The organism is Streptomyces sp. NPDC059874, assembly GCF_042731135.1.
Taxonomy (GTDB): Bacteria; Actinomycetota; Actinomycetes; order Streptomycetales; family Streptomycetaceae; genus Streptomyces.
On sequence record NZ_JBHWJY010000003.1, the window covers coordinates 95197 to 121262 of the forward strand.

Consider the following 26066-nt stretch of genomic DNA (forward strand, 5'->3'; position numbering starts at 1 on the left):
CACGCAGCCGCATCCACACCTGATGTGATCCACCCTCTCATCACGCGGACGGGATGCCTCCTGTTGCAACTTTCGCCACCAAGGCCCCCTATGGTCGTGCAGCGTGATGTCAGGCAGGGTCCGTCGCGGCCACCACACTGGAGCGTTGCTGCTGGCAACGGTCTTCACAGTGGTGTTTGCCGTATTCGCGGTGCATGCCCCGACCTCACATGTGCACGGCCACAGCGGGCACGCCGCAGCGGTTCCGGTCATCGGTGCAGGGGACGAAGCTCAGCACGCTCACTCTGACGTTGCCCCCGGGGCCGTCGCCAACGCCCCGGGCAGCCCGGACGGCGAATCCCCGTGCAACCACGGCGGAGCGGGAGAGATCTGCCTCGCGCTGCTGTACATCGTCGCCGCCCTGCACGCGTTCGCCCTCACGCGCGGGGGCTCCAACCGCGTCCTCGACGTGCTCCGCCGATGGTCAGCATCCACCCACAGCTGGATCAGCCGCACCGGCGACCCACCGTGCCTACATCGACTTTCGATCTTGCGTTGCTGAGAGCTCCACCAGCTTGACGCCGCACCACTGGTGTCGGCGTGGCTTCTGCCTGCCCTCACACAGCAAGATCTGAAAGGCCTTACCCGCATGACCACCGCTCTCAAGCCCGAGCTGGACCAGACCCCCTCCTCGAGACATCGCCGCCCCGCCTTCGACAAGAAGTCCCTCCCGGCTCGCTACAGCGGCCAGATGCTCTACTTCTTGGGCGCAGCCCTCATCGCCGGCGCCGTCGTCCACTACCCGATCAATCCGTCCCTGTACGCGATCATCTGCGTCGTCGGCGCCTTCGTGTTCCTCCTCGGCACCATCGTCAACGAGTTCGTGCTGGCCGACGAGCGTCCAGCGCTGGGCCAGGCGGTCTCGCTGGTGGCGTTCTCGCTGCTGCTGTCCTTCGGTGTCGGCTTGGTCGGCGGAGGCATCCAGCACTTCGAGCAGTTCCCCGAGCGCAGCGCCTGGATGACCCCCATCGGCCTGCTCATGTCGTACGTCGCGTTCGTCGCCAAGGACTCCAAGGGCCGCTGGCGGCACCTCGTCACCCCGTTCGCGGCCGGCGTCGTCGTCGTCGCGGCCCTCGCCTGGCTGGGCATGACCGCCCTCGCCGGCACCATCAGCTCCGACGGCCACAGCCACGACCATGGCTCCACGTCCCAGACCCCCGCAGAGCCGGACCAGGCTCCCGCTGAGCAAGGCCAGCCGACCAAGGCACCCACCGGGCACGACAACCCGACCAAGGCACCCGCCGCGCCCGAAGGGGACGGCCATTCGTCCCACAGCCACTGACCCCGGTCCGGCAACCGCATAGCCGTACTCACGGGCCCAGCGTGAACCACGCTGGGCCCGTGGTCTTGCCCATGTCGCTTGCGAAGGGGCGTCCTCAGTTGATCGGGACCGCTCGGTAGCCGGCGCGCTCGACGGCCGCAACCAGCTCGTCCGTGTGCACGGCACCCGGCTGATCGAGCCGGACCACGGCGCGGGCATCCCGCAGGGACGTGCGGGCAGAGCGCACGCCGGCGAGTTCCTCGAGCTCCTCGTCGACGAGGAGTACGCAGCTTGAGCAGTGCATGCCCTCGATACGCAGAACGACCGCTCCGGGGTCAGCGGCCTCACGGTCGACCGTCGAGCCCTTGAGGCGACGCAGCCAGCTCATGCCCGGTCTCCCTGGAAGTCGATGGTGCCGCCCTGCATGCCCATGGCGCAGGAGAAGAGGAGCTTGCCGGGCTTGCGGGTGCCAAGGTCGATGCGCGTGTCGCCGTTCTTCTTGACGATCTCCTCGACGCCGAGCTCGGGAATCGTGAAGGCGCGGGCACAGCCCCCGGCATCAGCACCGCGAAGGACGAGGGTGGTGGGCACGTCGGCCTTCGCCGTGAAGACGGTGGGCACGTAGAAGTCGGTGACGGTCAGGACGATGGTCTGCTTGCCCGATGTGTCGACGGTGACCGGTTCCTGGGGCTCGCCGGTCTTGGGAGCCGCCTGGGGCGAGGGGGGCACTGCGGCTGGGACGCTGCCGACGGCCGATGCGGTCCTGGCGGTCGGGAGCCAGCCTCCCGCCTGCAGTCCCGAGGAGATGGTCCAGACTGCGATGGCCGCGACGATGATTCCGGCGACGCCCGCCAGGTAGCTGGAGACGTTCTGGCCGGCGCGGCGGAAGACGTATCCGATCAGCGTGAACAGCGGGGCGGTGCCGATCACGAAGCCGGCCATGACGGCCGCTCCCGCGACTGCTGAGCCGGTCGTGACCGCGATCAGCTCGACGGACAGCGTCACTCCGCACGGGATGAGCACGGTGGCGAAACCGAGGGCTGCGGGCGCGAGCCGGGAGGACGACTTGGTACGGCCTCGGACAAGCCGCCCGAAGGTGGCCGGCGGGCGCGGCACGAGCCGGGACACCGCCTTGACGCCCAGGAGATCCAGGGCGAAGAACACCATCAGCAGTCCGGCCGCGATCAGCAGAACAGCCCGGGTGCGGGGGCTGGGCTGGAGGGCGGAGCCGAAGATGCCCAGCAGGACGCCGAGGGCGGTGTGCGAGAGCAGCTTGCCGACGAGGAAAGCGCCCACCGGGGCGAGCGGTTCGGCTGCCCGCAGGGGGACGCCAGGGCTGGCCGGGGCGCGGCGGGATACGGCCCCGGCGAGGAGGCCGCCCTGTACAGCGGCGCAGGAGGCGCCGCCGGCCAGCAGGCCCGTGCCGACGCCGCTGAGCAGCAGGCTGAGAGTGGAGGACATGCGTGAACAACTCCGAGAGAGGAGAGGCACGCGCGCATGACGGCGTGCCGGAAGGATCGGGCGTCATCGCTCCAGCGGGCAGGGCCCGGTGGAGTACGGCACGATCAGGTCCGGCTCACGCACAGTCGGTGGAGGTCAGGTCCCCCTCGCGCAGCAGGCTGGGGAGGCGCGCGCACCGCACCGGAAGCGCCTGGCGAGAAGGAGTCGCACGGGGCCGGCTCCAGCCCGCCCGCCGGCGAGAGGCCCGACGTCGGCGGGCGATCCTGCAGTGACGGCGTGCACTCCATTACGTCCATGGGGCACATGGGTGCGACGGCAGCCTGGAGCTCTCGCGCAGGTGCCTGCGGAGCCTGGGCTGCGACCGCGCCGGCCATCTCTGGCACGGCGGACATCGCCTCGCCTGCGGACATGGCAGGGCGGGCCAGGCCCGTGGTGCACCAGATGAGCCCGAGCAGCACGAGCAGCCCGGCCCAGCGCCGGGCCGAAGGGTGCACACTCTGCCCGGCCATGGAACCGGATGCTATCCGTTGCCCTCAGCCGGGGTTGCGCAGGCCCGCCAGGGTGAGCTGGACCAGTCGGTGGACGGCCGCTTCGGAGGGCAGGCTTCGGGCTGCGGAGAGGGCGTGCAGGCAGTAGGTGGCGAGCTCGCCAGGGTCGGTGTCGGCGCGGAGATCGCCGCTTGCCGCCGCCTCCGCGATCAGGCTGCTGATAAGGCCGTGAAGGTGGTCGTGCGCGTGGGCGACGTGCGGGCTGTGGTGGAGGTAGGACGCGATATCGGCGTCGTGCCCACCGCGGGAGGAGGTCAAGAGCGCGTACGCCGTCAGTACGGCCTCCAGCCGCGCAGCCGGGTCGCCCACCTCGTCCCGTACCTGATTGAGGTGGTGCAGGTGATGGTCGACCTGTCGTTCGTGCCAGGCGCCCAGGATCGCCTCGACGTCGGAGAAGTACTTGTAGAGCGTCGCCCTTCCGATGCCTGCCTGCTCGGCGATCTGGGACATCGTCACCGCCCTGAGTCCGTGCTCGGCAACGAGCGCGGCAGTGGCATCGAGGATCGCCTCGCGCACCTCGCGGCGGTGCGTCTCGATCGTCTCGTTCCACAGCTTCGGCATTCGCCCAGCATACAGTTCGACGCCATCGATACACTGAGATCGACATCGAGACACATTGTCTCGTAAAATGCGGAATACAGTCGTCCGACATCGAGAGCGGTACGTCGAGGAGGAGTCTTCATGGACGGGACCACCGGCAGCGGTGACAGAGGCCCAGGCATGCCCCGCTGGGTGAAGATCTGCGGCGTCGCCGGAATCGTCGTGGTGCTGGTGATCGTGGTGATGCTGCTGGTCGGCGGCGAGCACAGCCCCAGCCGCCACATGCACGGGGCCGGTCCGGGCGTCGTGGGTACCACCGTCGTCGCCGCCGGGAGCGCGCTGTCCGGAGTCTGTCTCTGATGGCCGCCTCGACGCGGTTGCGGAAGACGGCTCTGGTCACGCACATCGGCGCGAGCGTCGGCTGGCTGGGCGCGGTCTTCTGCTTCCTCGTCCTGGCGCTGGTGGGTGTCACCAGCTCCGATCCCGGCGTCGTGCGCGGGGTGTACCGGATCATGGAACCGGTGGCCTGGCTCACGCTGGTGCCACTGGCCTTCGCGTCACTGATCACGGGATTGGTGCAGTCGTGGGTGACGCCCTGGGGCCTGCTGCGGCACTACTGGGTGCTGTTCAAGCTCGGCATCACCGTGGTCTGCACCGGAGTACTGCTGCTGTACATGCGTACCTTCGAGGCGATGGCTCAGGCGGCGGCATCCGATGCGCCGATCGAGGCAGTGCGCAATCCGTCGCCGCTCCTCCACGCGATTCTTGCCCTGCTGGCACTGGTTGCCGCGATGGTGTTGTCAGTGTTCAAGCCGAAGGGCGTGACGCGCCGCGGGCAGCGGCGGCCCGTCGGGGTCGGCACGGTCGCTTCTGCGCCCTGAAACATCCACATCGGCCTCCATGCGGGGCGCTCATGACTTCCTGCAGTCCTTGCAGGCGCGCTCAGTTGGATCGCACGCTCTTCCGGACGGGCCGCACAGTCCGGGGTGAACGCCGGGGCGTGTGCTGCTCTCTGTCGGCACACGCCAGTGAAGCAACTGCCGCGCAGGTCGCCTCCGTCTCCTGGACGAACGTGGAAGGCCAGGAGACGGCATCTGCGATGGGCTGCTCCGAGGGCACGGACCACTCGGGGGTTGAGGGTGCGCGCCGCTCGAGCGCACCGTCGTGTGTTGCGGCCGCGCCAGGCACTGACGGACACCCTGCGCCGCCACGAGGCGGACGGGGCGGTGTGGCTGCGCAGCAGTTCCTGGCTGGTCACAGCCACACGCAGCGGGGCCGGACGAAGCTGACAGCCACCCGTACAGGGTCGTTGCCGTTCAGGAGCGGACCATGCGGGCGATGGCCTGGGACGCTTCGGTGACCTTGTCCTTGGCCTGGTCCCCGCCCTCGGCGATCGCGTCGGCGACGCAAGAGCGGAGGTGGTCCTCCAGCATGGTGAGCCCGAAGGACTGCAGGGCCTTGGTGGCGGCGCCGACCTGGGTGAGGACGTCGATGCAGTAGGTGTCCTCCTCGACCAGGCGCTGCAGGCCGCGGACCTGGCCCTCGATCCGGCGAAGCCGCTTGAGAACGTCGTCCTTGTGGGCGGTGTAACCATGCATGGCGATCCCTTCTCGACGAGACGGTCACTTACCCCCTGGGGGTATACAGAACAACGATGCACCCATGCGATCTGTTCCGCCTGTGGCACCCATGACCACGAAAAGGGGGGAGCCCCCGGCCGGCGGTGACCGGACCGGGGGCTGCGCCCTTCGGACTCAGGACAGGGGACGGAAGGACCGCAGGCGCAAGGAGTTGCCGACGACGAAGACCGAGGAGAACGCCATCGCGGCTCCGGCGATCATCGGGTTGAGCAGACCGGCAGCGGCAAGCGGGAGGGCTGCGACGTTGTAGCCGAAAGCCCAGAACAGGTTGGACTTGATCGTGCCCAGGGTCTTGCGCGACAGGCGGATGGCGTCGGCCGCGGCCCGCAGGTCACCGCGGACCAGGGTCAGGTCGCCGGCCTCGATGGCAGCGTCGGTGCCGGTGCCCATGGCCAGTCCGAGGTCGGCCTGGGCGAGGGCGGCGGCGTCGTTGACTCCGTCGCCGACCATGGCGACCGAGCGGCCTTCGGACTGCAGGCGCTTGACGACGTCGACCTTGTCCTCGGGCATCACCTCTGCGAAGACCTGCTCAATGCCCACCTCGGCGGCCACCGCTTCGGCGACGGCCTGGTTGTCGCCGGTCAGCAGGATCGGGGTCAGGCCCAGGGCCTTGAGGCGGGTGATGGCTTCGGCGCTGGTGTCCTTGACGGCGTCGGCGACCTCCAGGACCGCACGAGCCTGACCGTCCCAGGCCACCGCGATGGCGCTCCGGCCGGCGGCCTCGGCCGCGGCCTTGGCCTCCTTCAGCGCGGCGGGGAGTTCGATCGCCCACTCGGCCAGCAGCTTCTCCCGGCCGACGAGGACCGCGTGCCCGTCGACGATTCCCTGGACGCCGAGTCCGGCGATGTTGGCGAAGTCCTCCGGGACGGGCAGGTCCCCGACCTTGGCGGCGGCACCCTGCGCGACGGCCTGGGCGATGGGGTGCTCCGAGGCGTGCTCCAGCGCGCCCGCGAGCCGCAGCACCTCGGCCTCGTCGGTGCCGTCGGCGGTGTGGACGGCGAGGAGGGTCATCTTGCCGGTGGTAACGGTGCCGGTCTTGTCCAGGACGATGGTGTCGACCTTGCGGGTGGACTCCAGGACCTCGGGCCCCTTGATGAGGATGCCGAGCTGGGCGCCTCGGCCGGTACCGACCATCAGCGCGGTCGGGGTGGCCAGGCCCAGGGCGCACGGGCAGGCGATGATCAGTACGGCGACCGCGGCGGTGAACGCTGCGGTCCAGCCCGCGCCGTTGCCCAGCCAGAAGCCGAGGGTGCCGAGAGCGAGCGCGATGACGACCGGGACGAACACGGCGGAGATCTTGTCGGCGAGGCGCTGGGCGGCGGCCTTGCCGTTCTGCGCGTCCTCGACGAGCTTGGCCATCCGGGCGAGCTGGGTGTCCGCGCCGACCCGGGTGGCCTCCACGACCAGGCGGCCACCGGCGTTCAGGGTGGCTCCGGTGACCCCGTCCCCGGCCGCGACCTCCACGGGCACGGACTCGCCGGTCAGCATGGAGGCGTCCACGGTCGAGGCCCCCTCGACCACCACGCCGTCGGTGGCGATCTTCTCGCCCGGCCGGACCACGAAGCGGTCCCCGACCTGCGGTCGCCGGTGGGGATGCGCTCCTCCCGGCCGCCGCGCAAGACGGTGACGTCCTTCGCGCCGAGCTCCAACAGCGCCTTCAGCGCCGCCCCGGCCTTCCGCTTGGAACGGGCCTCGAAGTACCGGCCGGCCAGGATGAAGGCGGTGACTCCGGCGGCCGCCTCCAGGTAGATGTTCCCCGCGCCGTCGGAGCGGGCGATGGTCAGCTCGAACGGGTGGGTCATCCCGGGCGTGCCCGCCGTACCGAAGAACAGGGCCCACAGCGACCACAGGAACGCCGCCGAGGTGCCGACCGAGATCAGGGTGTCCATGGTGGCGGCGCCGTGCCGGGCGTTGGTGAACGCCGCCTTGTGGAACGGCCACGCCGCGTACGTCACCACGGGCGCGGCCAGCGTCAGCGAGAGCCACTGCCAGTACTCGAACTGCAGGGCCGGGACCATAGCCATCGCGATCACCGGCACGGCCAGCACCAGGGCGGTGATCAGCCGCTGCCGCAGCGGCCGCAGGCCGTCCGCCTCATCCGAGCCCTCCCCCTCGGTACCACCCTCCCCGGAATCACCAGCGGCCGCCCGGGGCGGTTCGGGTTCGCGGGCGGTGTAGCCCGTGGCCTCGACGGTGCCTATGAGATCAGCGACGGTGACGTCACCTCCGTAGGTGACCTTCGCCTTCTCGGTGGCGTAGTTGACCGTGGCGATCACGCCGTCCATCCGGTTGAGCTTCTTCTCGATCCGGGCCGCGCACGAGGCGCAGGTCATGCCGCCGATGGCGAGCTCGACCTCGGCGGCGCCGGTTGCGGTGGTGGTCATGCGGAACTCCTCGTGCGGGCGGACGGCCGGGGCCCGGCGGGGGCCCCGGCGATGGTAAGTGGCGGCGGTGACTCAGGCCGCGTGGCCGGTCAGCTCGTAACCGGCGTCGTCGACCACGGCGGCGATCACCTGGTCGTCCAGGGTGCTCGCGCTGATGACGGCGACCGTGCCGGAAGCGAGGTCGACCTCGACGCTGCTGACGCCATCGACCGCGCCGATCGCGCTGGTGAGGGTGGCCTTGCAGTGGCCGCAGGTCATCCCCGTCACCGCGTACACCGTGCGGACGCCCTGCAGGACCACCGTGTCGGCGGCGCCGGTGGAGGAGCAGCTGTTGTTCGGGGCGCAGCAGGACGAGGACATGTCGGTCTCCAAACATTCGAGATGATACCCCTGGGGGGTATCGAGCGATGACTCAGGTATACCCCCTCCCCCTATCCGATGGCAAGCGATCGGCTCAGGTTGCAGAAATACCCCTGGGGGGTATCGTGGTGCGCCTTGACAGCCGGTCGGCAGACCCGCCGACGCCGGACACCACACCCAAGGAGAGAGCCATGAACACGGCAGGCAAGATCGGAATCTTCGGCGCGGCACTCGCGGCCACGTTCACCGCCGCCTACACCCTCGGGACGGCCACCGAACCGCTCACGGACCGGACCAACAATGCGCAGCACGCCGCACACACCGAAACCACTGCTGCCCCCACCACCGCGGACCTTCCCGGCGGACTGCAGCTCTCACAGGACGGCTACACCCTCGACCTGCAGACCCCCCGCCTGACCGCCGGCCAGGAAGCGCCCCTGCGCTTCGCCATCAAGGACGACAACGGCAAGGCAGTCACCGACTACGCCAGGGCTCACGACAAGGAACTGCACCTCATCGTCGCCTCACGTGACCTGAACACCTTCCGCCACCTGCACCCCACCCGCGCCGCCGACGGCACCTGGAGCACCCCCGTCAACCTGCCCGCCGCCGGCGACTACCGCGTCTTCGCCGACTTCACCCCCGCCAAGAAGGACGCCACCGCCCTCACCCTCGGCACGGACCTCGCCGTCGCCGGGGCCTACCAGCCCCGAGCTCTGCCCGCCCAACAGGCCACATCCGAGGTCGACGGTTACACCGTCACCCTCGACGGCAACCTCGCCGCGGGGAAGATGAGTGACCTGACCCTGAACGTCACCCAGGACGGCAAGCCCGTCACCGACCTCGAGCCCTACCTCGGCGCGTACGGCCACCTCGTCGCTCTCCGCGCCGGCGACCTCGCCTACCTCCACGTCCACCCCGAGGGGGAGCCCGGCGACGGCACCACCAAGCCCGGCCCCGCCGTCTCCTTCATGGCCACCGCCCCCACCAACGGCACCTACCGGCTCTTCCTCGACTTCAAGCACCAGGGCACCGTCCGCACAGCCGCTTTCACCGTCCCCACCTCGGCGACAGGGGGCCAGGACAACGGCACTCACACCGACCACTCCCAGGGACACTGACGGCCACCAGGGGTCCGCACCGCACATCGTTGCCCTCACACCCGAACCGGAAAAATGTCGAGGCCAGCCCTCCCGTCCGGACCGATCTCTCCTGCCGCCTCGACCTCCGCTTCCGAATAGGCCTCAACAGACCGTGGGTATACAGCCTGATGCTCCTCCGCCCCGGAAGCGGCGCGATCCTGCGCCGCCTCGACGTCCGGGGAACACACCTCGACCGTGAAACGGGCGAGCACTTCATCAATCGCACGCACAGGCACAAGCGGAGCGGGCTGCGAAGAAAGTGGCAGCTCGAGTTCGAGCGCGCACAGCAGCAGGCAGCGGCGCCGGCCGCGGTGGAAGAAATACTCTTCGAGGGATGAGGATCGGAGAGCCGCACCCATGCAACGCATCGCAGTAACAACGAGGGGCTCGCGAAAGTCGCCAGGCCCTGACGTCCCGTCGACACTAGAGCGCCTTCTCGCCCCAGACGACGGCGGCCGCCGTGAGTGACCGAGAGGCGTCGGTGAGTGGCGATGCTCAACCTGAGCATCGCGTTGCCGGGGCCGTTGTGGTTCACGAGGGTCGAGTACTGCTCGTACGGCGACAAGTTGCAGAGGGCCAACTCTCGTGGCAGTTCCCGGCGGGCAAAGTCGAACCGGGCGAAACCTGCGAGGAAGCCGCCGTCCGCGAGACGAGCGAGGAGGCCGGCCTGGACGTGGTCGCCGTTGCTCCGCTGGGCGAGCGGGTCCATCCAATCACCGGCCGGCAAGTGTCGTACACGGCCTGCGAGGTGGCCGGTGGGACCGCGCACGTGGCGGACGCCGATGAAATCGCCGAGGTCGCGTGGGTGACCCTGCCGGAGATCCCGCAGTACATCCCGTACGGACTCTTCAAGCCGGTCCAGCGATATCTGGACGTCGCCCTTCGATCTTGACCACGGCTGCCAGGGCGAGAATGCCTCGGCGGGATAGGCAAGGGCGTTGTCAGTTGTACACAAGATCCGCCACGCACGCTTCATCCACGAATCGCACGTCCGGCCGGATCCGAAGTCGCGACGGTTGGAGCCGAGGGCGCGGCGGCGGCCACCACTGCCCTTCACTGGCCAGAGGACTCGCCTGACCGGCAACCAAGATCTAACTACTCGTCAGTAAAGTCAGCAAAGGGTCAGCATTCGTCCGACCAAACTTGGCGACAGCCTGCAACACGTGAGACTCGACCGTCGGCACCGAAGGCTCTCGCACCGTGTCCAGCAACCTCCCCCGCCAACCCAAAAGCGGAGGGCCGGTAGCAACTACCACACCCGACCCTCGCCCCAGGCAAACAACCAGGTCAACGCACACGCCCCCGAGGTTTCAGGCGAGTTGCGGGAAGCTCTGGAGCCGGAATCGGAGGGCCGTCGTAACCCTTCACCTCGCCGTAGCGGGTGCCGTTCATCCAGTCCTCGCGGAACTGTTCGATCTCCTCCTGGGAGCGCCCGATCCAGTTCCAGAACCATTGGATCGCTCCACGTTTCCGCAGGTCAGAGCGTTACGCGTCCCTCAAAGTCAGCAAAAGTCAGCATCAGGACACCACGGCCACGGGCCTGACCAGGAGTTGCTCGGCATGCTGCTCTCGCCCGACGTGGTTACGACTCCCCTCCATTACCCGAGGTAGTCGATTCGGTCTCTCAGCCTCCGTCTCCGGACCAGTCACGGACCAAGCTCCCGCCTGAGCAACGGCAGACGGCAACCCTCTGACAGGAGTGGTGGCTGTCCGCGCAGCACACAGGCCTCCGTCCTTCAGCCGGTGGGCAGGCTTTCGGTCGTCGGGCGGCGGCGGACGCCGTCCGCGGTGAGCTGTACGAGTTCGCGGCGGACGGTGTCGTGGTGGGTGGGGTGGAAGCCGGGGACGGAACCGATGCGGGCGCCGGAGGTGGGGTCCCAGATCTCCAGGCCGGGTCCGCCTGCCGAGTACAGCAGGCCGTCAGCGGCGAAGAACCGGCCTTCCGGGCCGCCGAACGTCGCCGTCTCGTCGGGCCCCGAGCCGTGGACGCCGAGGTCGACCATGCGGGTGACGTCGAAGACGCGGGCGCCGGGGACCACTGCCTCGTCGTCGTCTCCGAGCCCACCGAGGACGATCCGCGCCTCGTCCAGCCAGACCATGGGCCGGTTCCAGTGGTACTCGCAGGGAGGCAGCAGCCGGTATTCGACGGCGGGCTGCTCGCCGTGCCAGGCGGACTCCCCGTCGGCGAACCACCGGGCGAGGTCCCAGGTGACGGGCTGGCCCAGCGGGTGCCACAGCCAGGTGTCCGATGCCAGGCGGGTGCCGCCCGGACTGAGGTGGAGCTGGCCGTGGAAGCTGTGCGCCCAGGCGGCCTCCTTCTCGGACTTCGGCATCAGGAGGACGGGCTCGCCGGTCGCCGGGTCCGTGCCCGCGATCCGGTTCCACCGGGTGCGGTGCAGGACGACGTCGCGGCAGGCGTGCTCGGTGAACAGGAGGGAGTAGGGGACGGTCTCGCTGTGGTACCCGTCGTTCTCCAGGACCGTGGTGACCGCTCCGGTGGTCAGGTCGATCACCTCGCCAGTGCGGCCGAAGTCGACGGCGACGGCGGCGAACCGGCCGTTGCGGGAGGCGTGCAGCCGCAGGGCCTTGTCGTGCCCGTTCCACGGCTCCGCATCGGCCGGCACGCTGACGCCGGTGGTGGCCAGGTGCGTGCAGGAGCCCGCCTCGGCGTCCCACAGCAGGATCCGCCCGTCGGCCGCGAGCAGCAGCAGTCCCCGCTCGGTGGGAGCGAGGTCCAGGACCGTACCCGTTTCCGCGGGGAACGGGACCAGAGGTCCGGCGCCCGGGACGGGGCGGGAGGCGTCGATGGTCTCAGGGCGCCCGACGGAGTCGACCACGCTCCCGTACGAGGTGTCCGAACAGTCCTCACAGATGCGGCCGGTGGTGACCGGCCGGCCGTGCTGGGCTTCTTCGCGGCACAGGGCGCATATCCGCTGGTGCTCGAGGCCGTGCCCGGTGTAGCGGATGGAGAAGTCGACCTCGTCGGTCGCGGTCCGGATGTGCTCGCAGACCGGGAGGCCGTAGGCGGGGGCGTCGTGGCCGCAGGCGAGTGCCATGGTGGTGTCTCCTCGAAGTGGTGTTCCGGGCAGATGGCCGCAGGGCCGTCCGCCGGTCGTCCCATTCCATCCGACGGAATATTCGATTCCGGCCCGTTGCGGCATGCGGCCGCCTGATCGGACGCGTTCCCGCGTCCGTTCGGGCAGAGCCGGGCGCAGACGGGAACCACATGTTCGGACGGGGCAGTTCCCGTCGCGACAGGCAGACGCCAAGCGGATGCCAAGCCGATGCCAGGCGGTCCAGGGCAGGGTGGGAGAGACCGCGGCGGCGGCCGTGGTGGTTCGCCGCGCAGACCGGCCGCGCGGCCGCAACAACCCCTCCCGCGGGCCCCGGTTCCGGCCGTCGGCCCGGACACCAGATCGGCGGTGCACCCCCGTGCTCCTCACCCTCCCCGTCCCGGCTCCGGCCACCTCATCCGTTCCCGCCGACAGGGTAGGAGCGGTAGTACCTCCGCGCCGCAGGTCCGCACCCGGCGGTTCCCGGCACGGCAGCCCCCGGTGCGGGCCGGTGGGCGTGTTGGTGACAGCCGAGGACGCCTTGACGGCAGAGGGTGCGCGGGCGCGGCTGCGCGACTACGCCGGGCTGCGGCCCCTGCCCTCTGCAGAGCGGCACCGGGCCAATGTGCACCTCGTTTTCGCGGACCGGTTCACCGGCGCCACCTTGGATCTCCTGCGTTCGCTGGCCGCCGACGCGCACGATCCGGGAGCCGGGGCAGTGCTGGTGACCGCTGAGGTCCCCGACCGGTATGTCCTGCCCGCCGTGCAATACGGGCTGCGCAGCGTGGTGGCACGCACCGCGGCAGGATTCGATCCGGTGGCCGAGGCCGTCCGGGAGACGGCCCGGGGCAACGCCGTGCTGCCGTCAGGGCTCCAAGGAGCACTCATCGACCAGGTGCTCGGTCTGCGTAGCAGCGTGCTGGAACCCGCCGGGCTTACGTTCTCGGGGCTGGGCACCAGGGAGGTGGAGGTGCTGCGGCTGCTCGCGGAGGGCTTGGACACCGCGGACATCGGGCGCAGACTGAACTACTCCGAGCGTACGATCAAGCAGGTGATCAGCGGGGTGACGGGTCGGCTGGGCCTGCGCAACCGCACCCAGGCGGTGGCCTACGCTTTCCGGCACGGCGCCCTGTGACCCGGCGGCGCCCGCCGGTCGGGGGGTGACTGGTCGCTCAGGACGTCCGCTTCCGCCAAGCATCGCCCGGCGATGGTCTCCGCGATTACGGTAGCTCGATGAGGACGGCGGCGAAGGCTGCGGCGAATACGCCCGGCATTCGGCGGGAGGGCAGGGAACGGGACTGCATGGATGCTCCGGGATGGACGGATCGGCGTTTGGGGGCGTCCTCAGGGTTCGGTGGGCATGGAGGTGATGAGGAGGCTCTCGTACTCGGCCGGGGGCCAGAGGCGCTCGTCGTAGTCCGGGGCCCGCATCCAGGAGGTGCTGAACATGCGCAGGCTGTTCCAGGTCCCGGCGAGTTCGATCTCCATGTCGGCGTCGCCTCGGTGGTAGAAGTCATAGGAGTCCTGTAGCTCCGCCCAGGTCTGGTCGATGGCCCGGTGCAGGGTGTCGGCCATCCGATGTTCCTCGGTGCCGGGCGGGTGGGCTTCGACGAGGTAGGCGGTGCGCCGGAGCAGGAAGTCGTGGAGGGCGTCCATGTGCTCGCGGGTGATACTGCGTGCCGGGATCCGAGGAGCCTTCCAGCGGCGGCGGGCCCGGGGCCGTCGCCGGACCGGGGTGGGGGTGTCAGCGTTCGACATGGGCCGTGCTCCAGCGCCGCAGCCCGATGGCGGAGAGTTCGACGAGTTCGCCGCGAGCCAGGTCGTGGTGGGTGGGCCGGAAACCGGCGAGCGTGCCGAGGCGGGAGCCTCTGGTCGGGTCCCAGATCTCCAGGCCTGCCTGCGAGGAGGAGAACAGCAGGCCGTCCGCGGCGAAGAAACGGCCGTCCGGTCCGCCGAACGTCGCGACCTCCTCGAGTGTGCTCTCGCCGGACTCACGGCCGAGGAGGAAGACCCGGGCACCCGGGACCAGTTCCTGCCCGTCGTCGCCCAGACCACCGAGGACGAGGTGCTCCTCGTCGAGCCAGGCGACCGGACGGTTCCAGTGATCCTCGCAGCTCGGCAGCTCCCACCGGTCGGTGCCCTCGGTCCAGGCGCCTTCGCCGTGGGTGAGCCACCGCTCCAGGGTCCAGGCGAAGGGCCGGCCGACGGGGTGCCACCACCACGCGTCCGACGCGATCCTGGTGCCGGCGGGGCTGAGGTGCAGCGCCCCGTGGAAGTAGCCCGCCCAGGCCGTGTGGGGTTCGACCATCGGTATCCGGGTCAGCACGGTGCCGGTCGCCGCGTCCGCGGCTTCGATGATCCTCCACTTCCTCCGGTACAGGACCACGGTGTGTCCGGCGTGCTCGGTGAAGGCCAGGGAGAACGGCACGGTGTGGCTGTAGTACCCGTCGTTCTCCAGGGAGAGGGTGACGGCTCCCGTGGACAGGTCGACGACCTCTCCCGTGCGGCCGTGGTCGACGACGACGGCGGCGAAGGCACCGTTTCGGGAGGCGTGCAGCCGCAGGGCCTGCTCATGACCGACCCAGGGCCTGGCGTCGGCCGGCACGGTGACCGTGCTGCGGGCGGCCTCGGTACAGGTGTCGGAGTCCGTGTCCCAGCGCAGGATCCGTCCGTCGTCGCACAGGAGCACGAAACCGTGCTCCGTCGGCGCGATGTCCAGGACCGGGCCCGCCTCGGCGGGCAACTGCGTGTTCTGCACCATGCCCGGAACCGGCCGGGACGCATCGATGGTCTGCGGGAGACCGACCACGCCGAGCGAGCTGCCCTCGCACGCATCGAAGCAGTCTTCGCACACCGCCGCGGATGCCGCCGTGGCGGCCTCGTGGCGGCAGATTCCACAGATGTGCTGCCGCTCCACGCCCCGACCGGTGTAGTGGACGTAGTGGTCGAGCGGGACCGCGGTGGCGGTCCGGATGTGCTCGCACAGGGGCAGGCCGTAGGCAGGCGCGTCGTGACCGCAGATGAGGGCCATGGTGGAACTCTCCTTGGGACGGGGATACGGAGCGGCGCGGGAGCGTGCCGGGCTCTCGGCCGCCGGCGATGACGCCGGGAACGGTCCACAAGGGGTGCCCGGCACAGCCGACTCCGTGTTGACCACCATGCTGGCACTCGGGCATTGGCATCGGCTGGGCATCCGCTTGGCATCAGCCCGGCCGCCCTGCCCGGGGATTGCCAAGCGCCTGGTCCGGTCAGACCGCGTGAGCCTGCGCCAGGGACCTGATGCCTTCCGCGGCAGCCGCTTCGCCGTGCTCCGACCCCCACATCGCGGCCACTTCGGCGCCTTCCCGGAAGGCCGAGCGCGCGGCGGGCACGTCACCGAGCAGAGCATGCAGCTCGCCCAGGGCGAGGGCCAGGGGGCGGGTGCAGAAGGCGGTCGTGGCGGCCGAACCGAGCTGGTTCCGCAGGACATGCAGCAGGGGGACGAGCGCGGCTGCCGCCTCGGTGTCGCCGAGCAGACAAGCCAGTCGGGCGCGGGCTCCGAGGCGTACCCCGTAGAAGTGGTCCTTCACGGGATCCGGCTCGAAGCGGACCGCGCGCGCCTCCTCGAACCTGCCCTGGAGCGCGAGGACCAGCGCCAGCGCTTCTCCACCGCGTGTGCCCCAGGCGGCGGCCACCGTACGGGCCAGCGGTTCGATCTCCGCGACCCGGCCCTGGCTCAGCCGGATCGTGATCAAGCCCCGGGCGTGGAGGTCGGCGGCGCGCGGGGCGTTGTGCCGGACCAGCCGCTCCCGGACCTGCCCGTACAGGTCCTCCGCCTGCGCGAAGTGCCCCCGGGCGTGGGCGAGCATGGCCAGCGTGGAGAGGCTGGCCGCCTCGGCCTCCGGCATGCGGTACCGGCGTGCGACGGCCAGACCCAGGCGGGCGTGGCGCTCGACGGCCTCCGAATCGTTGCCGATGGCGGAGATCATCGCGTCCACCTGCTCACACACCCACCGGTAGGCGGGCAGGTCGTGCCTCTTGGTCAGTGCCCGCAACTCGGCGACCACGGGGATGCACCGAGCGGCCTGCGTTTCGTGCGGCAGCAGCTTCGTCATCGTGGTGAGGGCGGCCGCGAGCAGGTTCGGGTCCCCTGCGCTGCGGGCGAGACCGAGCTGCTGCTCGGCCGCTTCCCGGGCTCTTCCGTCGGTGTCCTCGGGCAGTTCGTCCACCCGCGCCTGCAGGAGCCGGGCGAGGTCCGCGGGCGCCAGGCCCGGCCTGACGGTCAGCCGGTCCAGAGTGTCGACCACGTGCAGGTCCACGCCTTGGTGGCTGCGGGTCAGCCACGGGGTGGGTTCGGTCCACGCCGTGAACGCGGCGACGGCGAGGTCCTCACGACCGGCCCGTTCGGCGACCTCAAGGGCACGGTGACGCGTGATGATGGCTGCGTCACCGGACCCGGCCCGGACGTGGGCACGCAGCAGGGCGCCGAGCAGGCCGACCGCGCGCTCGGCCCGTTCGTCGGCGCGGGCCGGTATCAGCTCGGCGGCGTCAAGGGCCTGGTGGAGCAGGTCGACGCTCACGTCGTGGGCGTAGCGGTGCTCGGCGAGTTCGGCGGCACGCAGCGCGAATCCCACCGCCTGCCGGGCCTTCGCCGGGTCGCCCGACCGGGTGAAGTGGACGGCGAGGGCGGGCAGGTCGTCCGGTCTCAGACTGGCGAGGGTGTCGGCCAGTCGTCCGTGCAATAGGCCGCGTCGCAGTCCGGTGAGGTCGCCGTAGACGGTGTCGCGCAGCAGCGGGTGTGTGAACGAGACGTGGCCGGGGGCCCGTTCGGTCAGCAGTCCGTCCGCGATGCAGAGCTCCAGTGCCCCCACGACGGCGGCCGGTGACAGGCCGGAGGCTTCGCGCAGCACCGCGACATGGGTTTCGCTGCCTGCGACTGCGGCCAGCCGTACGACATCGGCGGCTTCCTGGGGCAGTCGGGCGAGCCGCTGGCGTACGACGTCGCGGATGCCGTCGGGCACGCGGGCGACTGCCTGCGCCGCGTCGCCGGCGGTCAGCAGGCGGGCGCTCTCACCGACGAAGAAGGGGTTCCCGCCTGTGCGTTCCGCGAGCACGGCTACCACCTCGGCGTCCACCTCCCGGCCGCAGAGCGAACGCACGAGCGTACGGACTTCGGTGACGTCGAGTCCGGTCAGTGCGACGCGGAAGGGATCACGGCGGGCGAGTGCGGCCATCGTCGGTGCGAGACGACTGTCGGCATGCCCCTGCCGGTAGGCGGCCACGACCAGCAGCGGGACACCCTCGACGCCGGCGGCCCGGCCCAGCAGGGCCAGCGTCTCCTCGTCGGCCTCGTGGACATCGTCGATGATCACGGCTAGCGGGCAGCGCGCCGCTGCCGAAGCCAGCCATCGGGCGAACGCGGTGTGCAGCCGGAACCGGCCGGCCGTAGCGTCGCCGTGCGGCGGGACCGTGGCGCCCAGAGGGTCGATCAGCGTGGACAACGGCCCCACGTGCTCCGGCGGGAGGAGGCACGCCAGTTCACCCAGTGCCTCCGTCCAGGCCCACGCCGCCGGGACGCCCGCGTCGTCCGGACACCGGCCCGCCACCACCGTCCAGCCCCGCGCCCGCAGTGAATCGGCGAAACGGGCCAGGAGGGCGGTCTTCCCCGCACCGCCTTCACCCGCGACCAACGCGACCGCTCCGCCCCCAAGGCCCGCCTCTGCCGCCCGTTCCAGCACCTCCAGTTCACGCCGCCGCCCGACGAAGGGCGCCGGGGAAGCGGGCGCCGCTCCGCTGCCGACAGCCGCGGGTACGCCTGACTCGTCGGCCACGCCAACTACGGTCACAGTTCGCGAGGATGACGGTTCGACCAGCACAACGGACGCGCTCGGGGTGACCGGGGCCGGTACCGCGGCCGACAGGACATCCAGGTCGCCGCGGAGGATCGCCCCCTCCAGCTCGACCAGCCGGGCCCCGAGGTCCAGCCCGAGTTCCTCGGCGCACACGGCGGCCGCGCGCCGCAGCGCCGCGAGCGCGTCGCCCTGACGCCCGGTCGCCCACAGACTCAGAGCCAGCAGCCGCCATCCCTCCTCGCGCAGCGGATGACGGCGTACGTGCGCCTCCGCGGCCGGCACCACCTCGTGCGGCCGCCCCACCCCGAGGCTGCTCGCCATCGCCAGCTCATGTGCCATGAGCAGCAGTTCGTCGAGCCGCGCGATCTCCGCGCCCGCCCATGAGCCGGGCCCCCACTCTCCGTAGGCCTCACCCCGCCACAAGCCGAGCGCCTCGTCCAGCAACGGACCGGCCTCGGCACAAGGCAGCGCCCTGGCGCGGCTCACCACCGATTCGAAGCGCCAGGCGTCCACGGCGTCGTCGTCGAGCCGGAGCGCGTACCCCTCCGGACTGCTGACGAGGATCCGGGACGGAGTTCGGGCGGGCCGGTCCGGCTCCAGGATGCCGCGAAGGTTGGAGACGTAGGAGTGCAGAGAAGTGGTGGGCTTGGCAGGCGGCCGCTGCGTCCAGAGCACGTCGACGAGCCGGTCGACCGGGACATTTCGGCCCCGGGCCGAAAGGAGGATTCCCAGGATGGTCCGCGCATGCCGACGTCCGACCGTCACCGGCCGCCCGTCGACCCGAACATCCAGCGGCCCGAGAACTCCCACCTGCATCATGATCGGCCAAATGTACCAACGGCCGCGCCGCGAATCGCGTCTGCACCCAACACGCCGACGTATGCCGGGGAAGGGAACAACCGAACGCAATCAGTGGCAGGACCGTACGGTCCGGGTGGTGGCTTCATGACAGGTCGCAAGGGCGGCTGCGGAAGCCGTCGTACGTGCTCGCACATGAGGACGTGGGGGGAGGCGGGCGGGCTGATGAAGGCCCGAACCCCTCTCGGCTCGCCCAGCCTGAACCCGAGCCGGGCGCCGCACCGCAACGGCGGACGCAGCCGGCCCGCCCGGCGTCACCGCGAGGCACGGGAGGTCCTGGCACGGATGGAGGACCTCGCCGCGGACACCCCTCACGGCGTCGACTTCCACGCCCTTCGCCCGAGGGCGCCATCGGCGACCTGAACCAGGCCCTCGCCCACAACGACACCGCCCGCCTCGTGCGCCCCCTGGCCGACACCCGGCCCCACCTGCGGCCCGAGGACGCCGATCTCGCCGAACGCATCGACGCCCTCACCCGCCACACCGACCAGCTTCGCCGGGACACCCGCGACCAGCGCAGCACGTGATCCGCAATCGAAACGGCGCGGCCCCGGCCCGGACCTGCGCTGCCGGCGGCCGGCGTGTACTGGCCGCCGGCCTCGCCCGCGACATACCCGTGCTCGGGGTGTGGGGGATGCAGCTGATGAACGTACACGAGGGCGGCACCCTGATCCAGCACCTGCCCGACCAGGTGGGCCACGACGGCCACAACCCCTACCGGGGCCACTTCTGCTCCCACGCCGTGACCACCGTACCCGGGTCGGCGCCCTGCTGCCGGGGACGCACCAGGTCGCCACGCACCATCATCAGGCGGTGGACCGCCTCGGCGCGGGACTGGTCGTCGCCGCCCGTGCGGCGCACGGCACCGTCGAGGCCATCGAGAGCACCCGGCACCGCTTCGCCCTGGGTGTCCAGTGGCACCCGGAGATGGGCGCCGACGCGCCGGCCGTGCGGGCCCTGGTGGCTGCCGCGGGCTCCGCCGGAGGTACCGCTCCCGCCCGGACGGCCGGACGGAACGCGCGCACGGTGCGAAGCGTGCCGGGCCGGACTTTCCCGGCACGGGTGCCTTGACACCCCGGGGCGGACCCCTCAGGATCACAGCGTGAACCTGTCAGACAGCCAGACAGGTGGCCCCCTTCCGCGGCGCGTCAGTGCCGTGGAAGCGATCTTCCGCCACCTGCGCAGCGCCATCGAGCGCGGTGAGTACGCCGTGGGCGACAAGCTCCCCTCCGAAGCCGAGTTGTGCCGCACCCTGGAGGTCAGCCGGCCCGTACTGCGGGAGGCGCTCCGAGCCCTGCAGGCCATGGGGTTGACCGCGTCCAAGAGCGGCAAGGGCACCTTCGTCCTCGCGAACACGGTCGAGGAGCCCACCTTCGGCGACTACGCCGCCAGCGACCTGCTGGAAGTGCGCCGGCACGTCGAGATCCCGGTCGCCGGGTACGCCGCGCTGCGCCGCACCCCCGAGGACCTGGACCACCTGGGCCATCTGCTGGACCGGATGGAGCAGGAGACCGACACCACCGCGTGGGTGGCGATGGACACCGTGTTCCACCTGGCCGTGGCCGAGGCCTCCCGCAACCCCGTCTTCCGCCGCGTCATCGAGGAGATCCGCGACGCACTGGCGCGTCAGTCGACCTTCCTCAACGAACTGGGCGGCCGGCGCGAGCAGTCCAACTGCGAGCACCGGGCCATCCTGGAGGCGCTGGTCGACGGCAGCGAGCACGACGCGGTGGAGGCCATGTCCCACCACCTGCGACGGGTCGAGACGACCCTCACCAACATCGTGCGCCCCCAGCGCACCACCGCCCCTACGGAAGGCAGACCCGAGGCGTGAGCGAGCAGTTCCTCAAAGACGAGAAGCGCCCCACGACCCGTCACGTCGACGCCGGTGACACCGGCTACAGCAAGTCCTTGAAACCCCGTCACGTCAACATGATCGCCATCGGCGGCGCGATCGGTACCGGGCTCTTCCTCGGCGCGGGCGGACGCCTCGCCGACGCCGGGCCCTCCCTGTTCGTCGCCTACGCCGTCTGCGGGATCTTCGCCTTCCTCGTCGTGCGCGCGCTCGGCGAGCTGGTCCTGTACCGGCCGTCCTCCGGCGCCTTCGTCTCCTACGCCCGTGAGTTCATGGGGGAGAAGGGCGCGTACACCGCGGGCTGGATGTACTTCCTCAACTGGGCGACCACCGGCATAGCCGACATCACCGCCGTGGCCACCTACACCCACTACTGGCACCTGTTCTCCGATGTCCCCCAGTGGGTGATCGCCCTCATAGCCCTGGCCGTGGTCCTCACCGTGAACCTCATCTCGGTGCGGATCTTCGGCGAACTGGAGTTCTGGTTCGCCATCGTCAAGGTCGGCGCCCTGGTCGTCTTCATGGGGATCGCGATCTTCCTCCTGGCGACCCGGCACCCCGTCGACGGCACCGTCCCCGGCCCTGCCCTGATCACCGACAACGGCGGGATCTTCCCCCACGGCCTGCTCCCCATGCTGCTGATCATCCAGGGCGTCGTCTTCGCCTACGCCTCCGTCGAACTGGTCGGCGTCACGGCCGGCGAGACCGAGAAGCCCGAGGAGATCATGCCGAAGGCGATCAACTCGATCATGTGGCGCGTGGGCCTCTTCTACGTCGGCTCGGTCGTCCTGCTGTCGATGCTGATGCCCTGGAGCAGCTACAGCGCGGGCCAGAGCCCGTTCGTGACCGTGCTCTCCCACATCGGCGTCCCGGCGGCCGCCGACGTGATGAACCTGGTCGTGCTCACCGCGGCCATGTCCTCACTCAACTCCGGCCTCTACTCCACCGGCCGCATCCTTCGCTCGATGGCCGTCAACGGCTCCGCCCCGCGGTTCACCGCACGGCTCAGCCGGACCCAGGTCCCCTACGGCGGTATCCTCCTCACCAGCGGCATGTGCGTCCTGGGCGTCGGGCTCAACTTCGTGGTCCCCGCGGACGCGTTCGAGATCGTCCTCAACCTCGCCGCGATCGGCATCCTCGCCACCTGGGGCATGATCATGGTCTGCCACCTCCTCTTCTGGCGGAAGACCCGCAACGGCGAACTCACCCGCCCCTCCTACCGCCTGCCCGGCTCCCCCTGGACCGAACTCGTGACGCTGGCCTTCCTCGCCACCGTCCTGGTCCTCATGTACGCCGACGGAGGCGCGGGGCGCACCACCGTGCTGTGCGTACCGCTGATCGCCGCGGCACTGGTCGCCGGCTGGTTCGCGGTCCGCGGCCGCGTGGCGCGCGCCGCCGCCCGGAGCGACGGCTGAGCCGGACGCCCGCCCGTCCGCCGGCGCCCGGGGGTGGCGGTCGCCACCCCCGGTCAGCAGCGACCCACCACAGAACGAGGCAGTGATGCGCAGCAGTTTCCTCGCGGACGCGCCCGCGATCCGCGAGCCCCGGCACGCCCCCGTCGCCCACGTCATGCGGGGCGGCATGATCGAGGGGGTCCACTACGGTTCCGTCGCCATCCTCGACGGCGAGGGCGAGGTCCGGACGAGCATCGGGGACATCGAGGCCGCCTGCTATCCGCGCTCGGCGCTCAAGCCGGTCCAGGCCGTCGCCATGGTGCGGGCCGGCCTGCCGCTCGACGGAGCCCTGCTCGCCCTCGCGATGGGCAGTCACTCCGGCGAGGAGCCCCACCTCTCGGGTGTCCGGCGGGTCCTGGAGCTGGCCGGTCTCACCGAGGCCGACCTGCGCAACGTCCCCGACCTGCCCTACGGCCCGGCCGTCCGGGACGCCTGGCTGCGCGCGGGCCGCGGGCCGTCCCGCCTCGCCCAGAACTGTTCCGGCAAGCACGCGGCGATGCTGTACCTGTGCAAGCTGTCCGGGTGGCCCCTGGAAAGCTACCTCGACGCGGACCACCCGCTGCAGAGGGCGATCGCCGAGGTCGTCGAGGAGCTCACCGGCCGGCACATCGCGAACGTCACCGTCGACGGCTGCGGATCCCCGCTGTTCGCGGTGTCCCTGCACGGCCTGGCCCGCGCGGCCGCCCGCATCGCCACGGCCGCCCCGGACACCGCCGAGCACCGCGTGGCGAACGCACTGCGCCTCCACCCGGAGATGGCCTCCGGTACCGGGCGGGATACCGCCGCACTGATGCGCGCGGTGCCCGGGTTGCTGGCCAAGGACGGCTTCGAGGGCGTCCAGCTGGCCGCGCTGCCCGACGGCCGGGCCGTCGCCGTGAAGGTCGCCGACGGGGCCGACCGCGCGCGTACGGCCGTGACGGCCGCCGCTCTCGCACGTGCGGGAGTCGAGCCCCGGCTGCTCGCCGGGTTCACGGGCGAGCCCGTGACCGGTGGCGGCCGGACCGTCGGAGGCATCCGGCCGGTAGCGGCCCTGGACCCGCCCGGCGCCCCCGTCACCGCAATCGCCTGACACCCGCCTGCCCCTATCCCCACCTTCGATCCGCCCACCTCAGGAAGAGGATCCGCACACCCGTGACCGCCTTGACCGCCTTGACCGCCTCCAGCCGCACTGAACACGACCTGCTCGGAGACCGCGACGTTCCGGCCGGCGCCTACTGGGGCGTCCACACCCTGCGCGCCACCGAGAACTTCCCCATCACCGGCACGCCGATCTCCACCTACCCGCACCTGATCGATGCCCTCGCCGCCGTCAAAGAGGCCGCGGCCCTCGCCAACGGGGAACTCGGCCTGCTGGAGCCCGCGAAGGCGGCCGTCATAGTCGCGGCCTGCCAGGAGATCCGCGGTGGCGAGCTCCACGACCAGTTCGTCGTTGACGTCATCCAGGGCGGCGCGGGCACCTCGACCAACATGAACGCCAACGAGGTCATCGCCAACCGGGCACTGGAGTTGCTGGGCCACTCCAGGGGCGAGTACGGGCACCTGCACCCCAACGAAGACGTCAACCTCGGCCAGTCCACCAACGACGTCTACCCCACCGCCGTGCGCATCGCGACCGTCTTCGCCGTGCGCGGTCTCCTCGACGCCATGGCCGTCCTGCAGAACGTCTTCGCCCGCAAGGCCGCCGAGTTCCACGATGTCCTGAAGATGGGCCGCACCCAGCTCCAGGACGCCGTGCCGATGACGCTCGGACAGGAGTTCTCCGCCTTCGCCGTCATGCTGGACGAGGACCGCAGCCGGCTCGCGGAAGCCCTCGGACTCATCCACGAGATCAACCTCGGCGCCACCGCCATCGGCACCGGTCTCAACGCCCCGGCCGGATACGCCGAGGCCGCCCGCCGCCACCTCGTCGGCATCACCGGCCTGCCCCTGGTCACCGCTCCCGACCTGGTCGAAGCCACCCAGGACTGCGGCGCCTTCGTCCAGATGTCCGGTGTCCTCAAGCGCGTCGCCGTCAAGCTGTCCAAGACCTGCAACGACCTGCGCCTGCTGTCCTCCGGGCCCCGCGCCGGACTCGGCGAGATCAACCTGCCCCCGGTCCAGGCCGGTTCCAGCATCATGCCCGGCAAGGTCAACCCCGTGATCCCCGAGGTCGTCAACCAGGTCGCCTTCGAGGTCATCGGCAACGACATCACCATCACCATGGCCGCCGAAGCCGGACAGCTCCAGCTCAACGCCTTCGAGCCGGTCATCCTGCACTCGCTGTCCAAGTCCATCACCCACCTGCGCGCGGCCTGCCTCACCCTCGCAGAACGCTGCGTGAGCGGCATCACCGCCAACACCGAGATGCTGCGAGCCACCGTCGAGAACTCCATCGGCCTGGTGACCGCCCTGAACCCGCACATCGGATACACCGCCGCCACCGACATCGCCAAGGAGGCCCTCGCCACCGGCCGGGGTGTGGCCGAGCTGGTCCTGGAACGGGGGCTGCTGCCGGCCGAACGGCTCACCTCCCTGCTGCGCCCCGAGGTGCTCGCGGGAACCGGGCCTGCCCGTCCCTGACCGGGACCGGGCCGGGTCCGCCCGGTCGGCGCGCGGGGTGCAACGGGTGGACGTGGTCGTGCGGGGCGGATACAGCCCGAGGTGGCGACGCCCACGATCGCCGCCGAGCACCTCCCGGGCCGCGCCGACGTCGGCCGGCGCCTTGAGGCCGCGATGGCGCCTCGGGTGCCACCCGCCGGCGATTGGTGGCTCCCTCTGGGTGAGGGGGACCGGGCTTGCGGTGTCGTCGCGGGAGGACTGCGCGGCAACCGGCGCCACGCGCGGTGCATACCGCGAGGACCGACCGGACCCGGTCAGCGGATCGTGTGCCGGAAGCCGATCCGGGTCCGGCATCCGCTCCATAGCAGAGCCAGGTCAGCGACCTGGTGCTCGCCTGTTCTCCTGGGCCCCCGCTGGTGGTCAGGCGTGCTTGTCCGCGGGGTGGTGGGTGGGCTGGACCGACCAGGTCGGGGGTTCGTCGTTGCCCGACCCTTCGTCGCTTTCCGCGTCGGCGAAGGTTGCGTGGATCTTGCCCGGGGCGTGGTGGACCGGGGCGTAGACGGCGTAGAGCTGCATGGGCTCGTCACCGACGTTGGTGACGTTGTGCCACGTGCCGGCGGGTACGAAGACCGCCCAGCCGTCCTCGACCTCCTGATCGAAGTCGAGGCGGTCCTTCGCGCTGCCCATCTGAACGCGGCCGCGGCCCGCGTCGAGCCGGAGGAACTGGTCGGTCTCCGGGTGCGCCTCCAGGCCGATGTCCTCGCCCACCGGGATCGACATGAGGGTCAGCTGGAGGTACTTCCCGGACCAGGCGACCGAGCGGTAGTTGGTGTTCTCCAGCGTCGCCTGCTCAAGGTCGAAACTCTGAGGTTCGGGCCCGATGTCCTTGATGGTCATGCTTCTCTCCCGGTCGACGGAGGTGCTACGCGTTCCGGCACAGGTTTTGCGCCGGGCCAACCCTTCCAGACTGACCGGGGTGTTCTGGCCCGACGCCAGTGACACTCGAGCCGGGCTGTCACGGGCGCCAGGCACGCGCGGCAGCTCGGCGTCGAAGTGGAGCGGGAGCCTGTCGACGTTGATGGGCGACGGCCAGGTCCCTCGG

At 70.7% G+C, this 26066-nt stretch carries 23 protein-coding genes and 3 pseudogenes; 13 read left to right on the forward strand and 13 right to left on the reverse strand.

All coding sequences use genetic code 11. From position 1 onward, the window contains the following. Nucleotides 1-628: 628 nt before the first annotated feature. Nucleotides 629-1321, forward strand: coding sequence for a hypothetical protein (locus ACFV9H_RS02805; protein WP_385392365.1), 693 nt, complete (start codon nt 629-631; stop codon nt 1319-1321). Between the two features lie 94 nt (nt 1322-1415). On the opposite strand, the gene ACFV9H_RS02810 is transcribed toward ACFV9H_RS02805, so the two are convergent. From ACFV9H_RS02810 to ACFV9H_RS02820, 3 genes are all read right to left on the reverse strand, one after another. Beyond that, nucleotides 1416-1688, reverse strand: coding sequence for a cation transporter (locus tag ACFV9H_RS02810; RefSeq protein ID WP_385392368.1), 273 nt, complete (start codon nt 1686-1688; stop codon nt 1416-1418). Next, on the reverse strand, nt 1685-2761 hold the full coding sequence (locus tag ACFV9H_RS02815) for a sulfite exporter TauE/SafE family protein (RefSeq protein WP_385392371.1): 1077 nt from the start codon (nt 2759-2761) through the stop codon (nt 1685-1687). Before ACFV9H_RS02815 ends, ACFV9H_RS02810 begins: the two co-directional genes overlap by 4 nt. Nucleotides 2762-3294: 533 nt before the next feature. Continuing rightward, nucleotides 3295-3870 (reverse strand): TetR/AcrR family transcriptional regulator, encoded by a 576-nt coding sequence (locus ACFV9H_RS02820; RefSeq protein WP_385392374.1) that lies wholly within the window; start codon nt 3868-3870, stop codon nt 3295-3297. Between the two features lie 120 nt (nt 3871-3990). On the opposite strand from ACFV9H_RS02820, the gene ACFV9H_RS02825 reads away from it, so the two are divergent. Next, nucleotides 3991-4209: a hypothetical protein gene (locus ACFV9H_RS02825; RefSeq protein WP_385392377.1), complete on the forward strand. Its 219-nt coding sequence runs from the start codon at nt 3991-3993 to the stop codon at nt 4207-4209. Further along, the gene (locus ACFV9H_RS02830) at nt 4209-4730 is read left to right on the forward strand and encodes a hypothetical protein (RefSeq protein WP_385392380.1); all 522 of its coding nucleotides are present in this window, start codon (nt 4209-4211) and stop codon (nt 4728-4730) included. The genes ACFV9H_RS02825 and ACFV9H_RS02830 overlap by 1 nt, the downstream gene beginning before the upstream one ends. A gap of 435 nt (nt 4731-5165) precedes the next feature. Here the strand turns inward: ACFV9H_RS02830 and ACFV9H_RS02835 are convergent, their stop codons facing one another. The 3 genes and pseudogenes from ACFV9H_RS02835 to ACFV9H_RS02845 all read right to left on the reverse strand — a co-directional run bounded on the left by ACFV9H_RS02835 (nt 5166) and on the right by ACFV9H_RS02845 (nt 8233). After that, a complete protein-coding gene (locus ACFV9H_RS02835) occupies nt 5166-5447 on the reverse strand; it encodes a metal-sensitive transcriptional regulator (RefSeq protein ID WP_385392383.1) in 282 nt (93 codons plus the stop codon). A gap of 156 nt (nt 5448-5603) precedes the next feature. Further along, nucleotides 5604-7873, reverse strand: a pseudogene (locus ACFV9H_RS02840) (heavy metal translocating P-type ATPase). A 72-nt stretch (nt 7874-7945) separates the two neighbouring features. Next, nucleotides 7946-8233 (reverse strand): heavy-metal-associated domain-containing protein, encoded by a 288-nt coding sequence (locus ACFV9H_RS02845; protein ID WP_385392582.1) that lies wholly within the window; start codon nt 8231-8233, stop codon nt 7946-7948. Between the two features lie 191 nt (nt 8234-8424). Here ACFV9H_RS02845 and ACFV9H_RS02850 point away from each other — a divergent pair, with 191 nt between their 5' ends. Further along, nucleotides 8425-9354, forward strand: a complete 930-nt coding sequence (locus tag ACFV9H_RS02850) for a hypothetical protein (protein ID WP_385392386.1) — start codon at nt 8425-8427, stop codon at nt 9352-9354. Between the two features lie 35 nt (nt 9355-9389). Here ACFV9H_RS02850 and ACFV9H_RS02855 read toward each other — a convergent pair whose 3' ends face one another. Then, nucleotides 9390-9734: a hypothetical protein gene (locus ACFV9H_RS02855; RefSeq protein WP_385392388.1), complete on the reverse strand. Its 345-nt coding sequence runs from the start codon at nt 9732-9734 to the stop codon at nt 9390-9392. 101 nt (nt 9735-9835) lie between these two features. Between ACFV9H_RS02855 and ACFV9H_RS02860 the strand changes: the two genes are divergently transcribed. Next, the gene (locus ACFV9H_RS02860) at nt 9836-10267 is read left to right on the forward strand and encodes an NUDIX hydrolase (protein ID WP_385392391.1); all 432 of its coding nucleotides are present in this window, start codon (nt 9836-9838) and stop codon (nt 10265-10267) included. Nucleotides 10268-10662: 395 nt separating this feature from the next. On the opposite strand, the pseudogene ACFV9H_RS02865 reads toward ACFV9H_RS02860, so the two are convergent. Both ACFV9H_RS02865 and ACFV9H_RS02870 read right to left on the reverse strand, forming a co-directional pair. Then, nucleotides 10663-10824, reverse strand: a pseudogene (locus ACFV9H_RS02865) (pirin family protein); the annotation flags it as partial. Nucleotides 10825-11111: 287 nt separating this feature from the next. After that, nucleotides 11112-12431 carry a hypothetical protein gene (locus ACFV9H_RS02870; RefSeq protein WP_385392394.1) on the reverse strand — a complete coding sequence of 440 codons (1320 nt, stop codon included), beginning with the start codon at nt 12429-12431 and terminating at the stop codon, nt 11112-11114. Between the two features lie 538 nt (nt 12432-12969). Here ACFV9H_RS02870 and ACFV9H_RS02875 point away from each other — a divergent pair. Then, nucleotides 12970-13563, forward strand: coding sequence for a response regulator transcription factor (locus ACFV9H_RS02875; RefSeq protein WP_385392397.1), 594 nt, complete (start codon nt 12970-12972; stop codon nt 13561-13563). Between the two features lie 209 nt (nt 13564-13772). Here ACFV9H_RS02875 and ACFV9H_RS02880 read toward each other — a convergent pair whose 3' ends face one another. From ACFV9H_RS02880 to ACFV9H_RS02890, 3 genes are all read right to left on the reverse strand, one after another. Further along, a complete protein-coding gene (locus ACFV9H_RS02880) occupies nt 13773-14186 on the reverse strand; it encodes a hypothetical protein (RefSeq protein ID WP_385392400.1) in 414 nt (137 codons plus the stop codon). Then, nucleotides 14173-15459, reverse strand: coding sequence for a hypothetical protein (locus ACFV9H_RS02885; protein WP_385392403.1), 1287 nt, complete (start codon nt 15457-15459; stop codon nt 14173-14175). The genes ACFV9H_RS02880 and ACFV9H_RS02885 overlap by 14 nt, the downstream gene beginning before the upstream one ends. 217 nt (nt 15460-15676) lie before the next feature. Beyond that, nucleotides 15677-19078, reverse strand: coding sequence for a BTAD domain-containing putative transcriptional regulator (locus ACFV9H_RS02890; protein ID WP_385392406.1), 3402 nt, complete (start codon nt 19076-19078; stop codon nt 15677-15679). Nucleotides 19079-19515: 437 nt separating this feature from the next. On the opposite strand from ACFV9H_RS02890, the gene ACFV9H_RS02895 reads away from it, so the two are divergent. The 7 genes and pseudogenes from ACFV9H_RS02895 to aspA all read left to right on the forward strand — a co-directional run bounded on the left by ACFV9H_RS02895 (nt 19516) and on the right by aspA (nt 24985). After that, the gene (locus ACFV9H_RS02895) at nt 19516-19644 is read left to right on the forward strand and encodes a hypothetical protein (RefSeq protein ID WP_385392409.1); all 129 of its coding nucleotides are present in this window, start codon (nt 19516-19518) and stop codon (nt 19642-19644) included. Nucleotides 19645-19760: 116 nt separating this feature from the next. After that, a pseudogene (locus ACFV9H_RS02900) lies at nt 19761-19820 on the forward strand (hypothetical protein); the annotation flags it as partial. 110 nt (nt 19821-19930) lie between these two features. Beyond that, nucleotides 19931-20188, forward strand: a complete 258-nt coding sequence (locus ACFV9H_RS02905) for a gamma-glutamyl-gamma-aminobutyrate hydrolase family protein (protein WP_385392585.1) — start codon at nt 19931-19933, stop codon at nt 20186-20188. Nucleotides 20189-20273: 85 nt separating this feature from the next. Further along, the gene (locus tag ACFV9H_RS02910; RefSeq protein ID WP_385392587.1) at nt 20274-20951 is read left to right on the forward strand and encodes a FadR/GntR family transcriptional regulator; all 678 of its coding nucleotides are present in this window, start codon (nt 20274-20276) and stop codon (nt 20949-20951) included. Further along, complete coding sequence (locus ACFV9H_RS02915; protein ID WP_385392412.1) at nt 20948-22387, forward strand: amino acid permease; 1440 nt, start codon at nt 20948-20950, stop codon at nt 22385-22387. Before ACFV9H_RS02910 ends, ACFV9H_RS02915 begins: the two co-directional genes overlap by 4 nt. A gap of 85 nt (nt 22388-22472) precedes the next feature. Next, nucleotides 22473-23495: an asparaginase gene (locus tag ACFV9H_RS02920; protein WP_385392415.1), complete on the forward strand. Its 1023-nt coding sequence runs from the start codon at nt 22473-22475 to the stop codon at nt 23493-23495. Nucleotides 23496-23575: 80 nt separating this feature from the next. Beyond that, nucleotides 23576-24985 (forward strand): aspartate ammonia-lyase, encoded by a 1410-nt coding sequence (gene aspA / locus ACFV9H_RS02925; protein ID WP_385392590.1) that lies wholly within the window; start codon nt 23576-23578, stop codon nt 24983-24985. 399 nt (nt 24986-25384) lie between these two features. On the opposite strand, the gene ACFV9H_RS02930 is transcribed toward aspA, so the two are convergent. Then, nucleotides 25385-25861 carry a cupin domain-containing protein gene (locus tag ACFV9H_RS02930; RefSeq protein ID WP_385392418.1) on the reverse strand — a complete coding sequence of 159 codons (477 nt, stop codon included), beginning with the start codon at nt 25859-25861 and terminating at the stop codon, nt 25385-25387. Nucleotides 25862-26066: the final 205 nt, after the last annotated feature.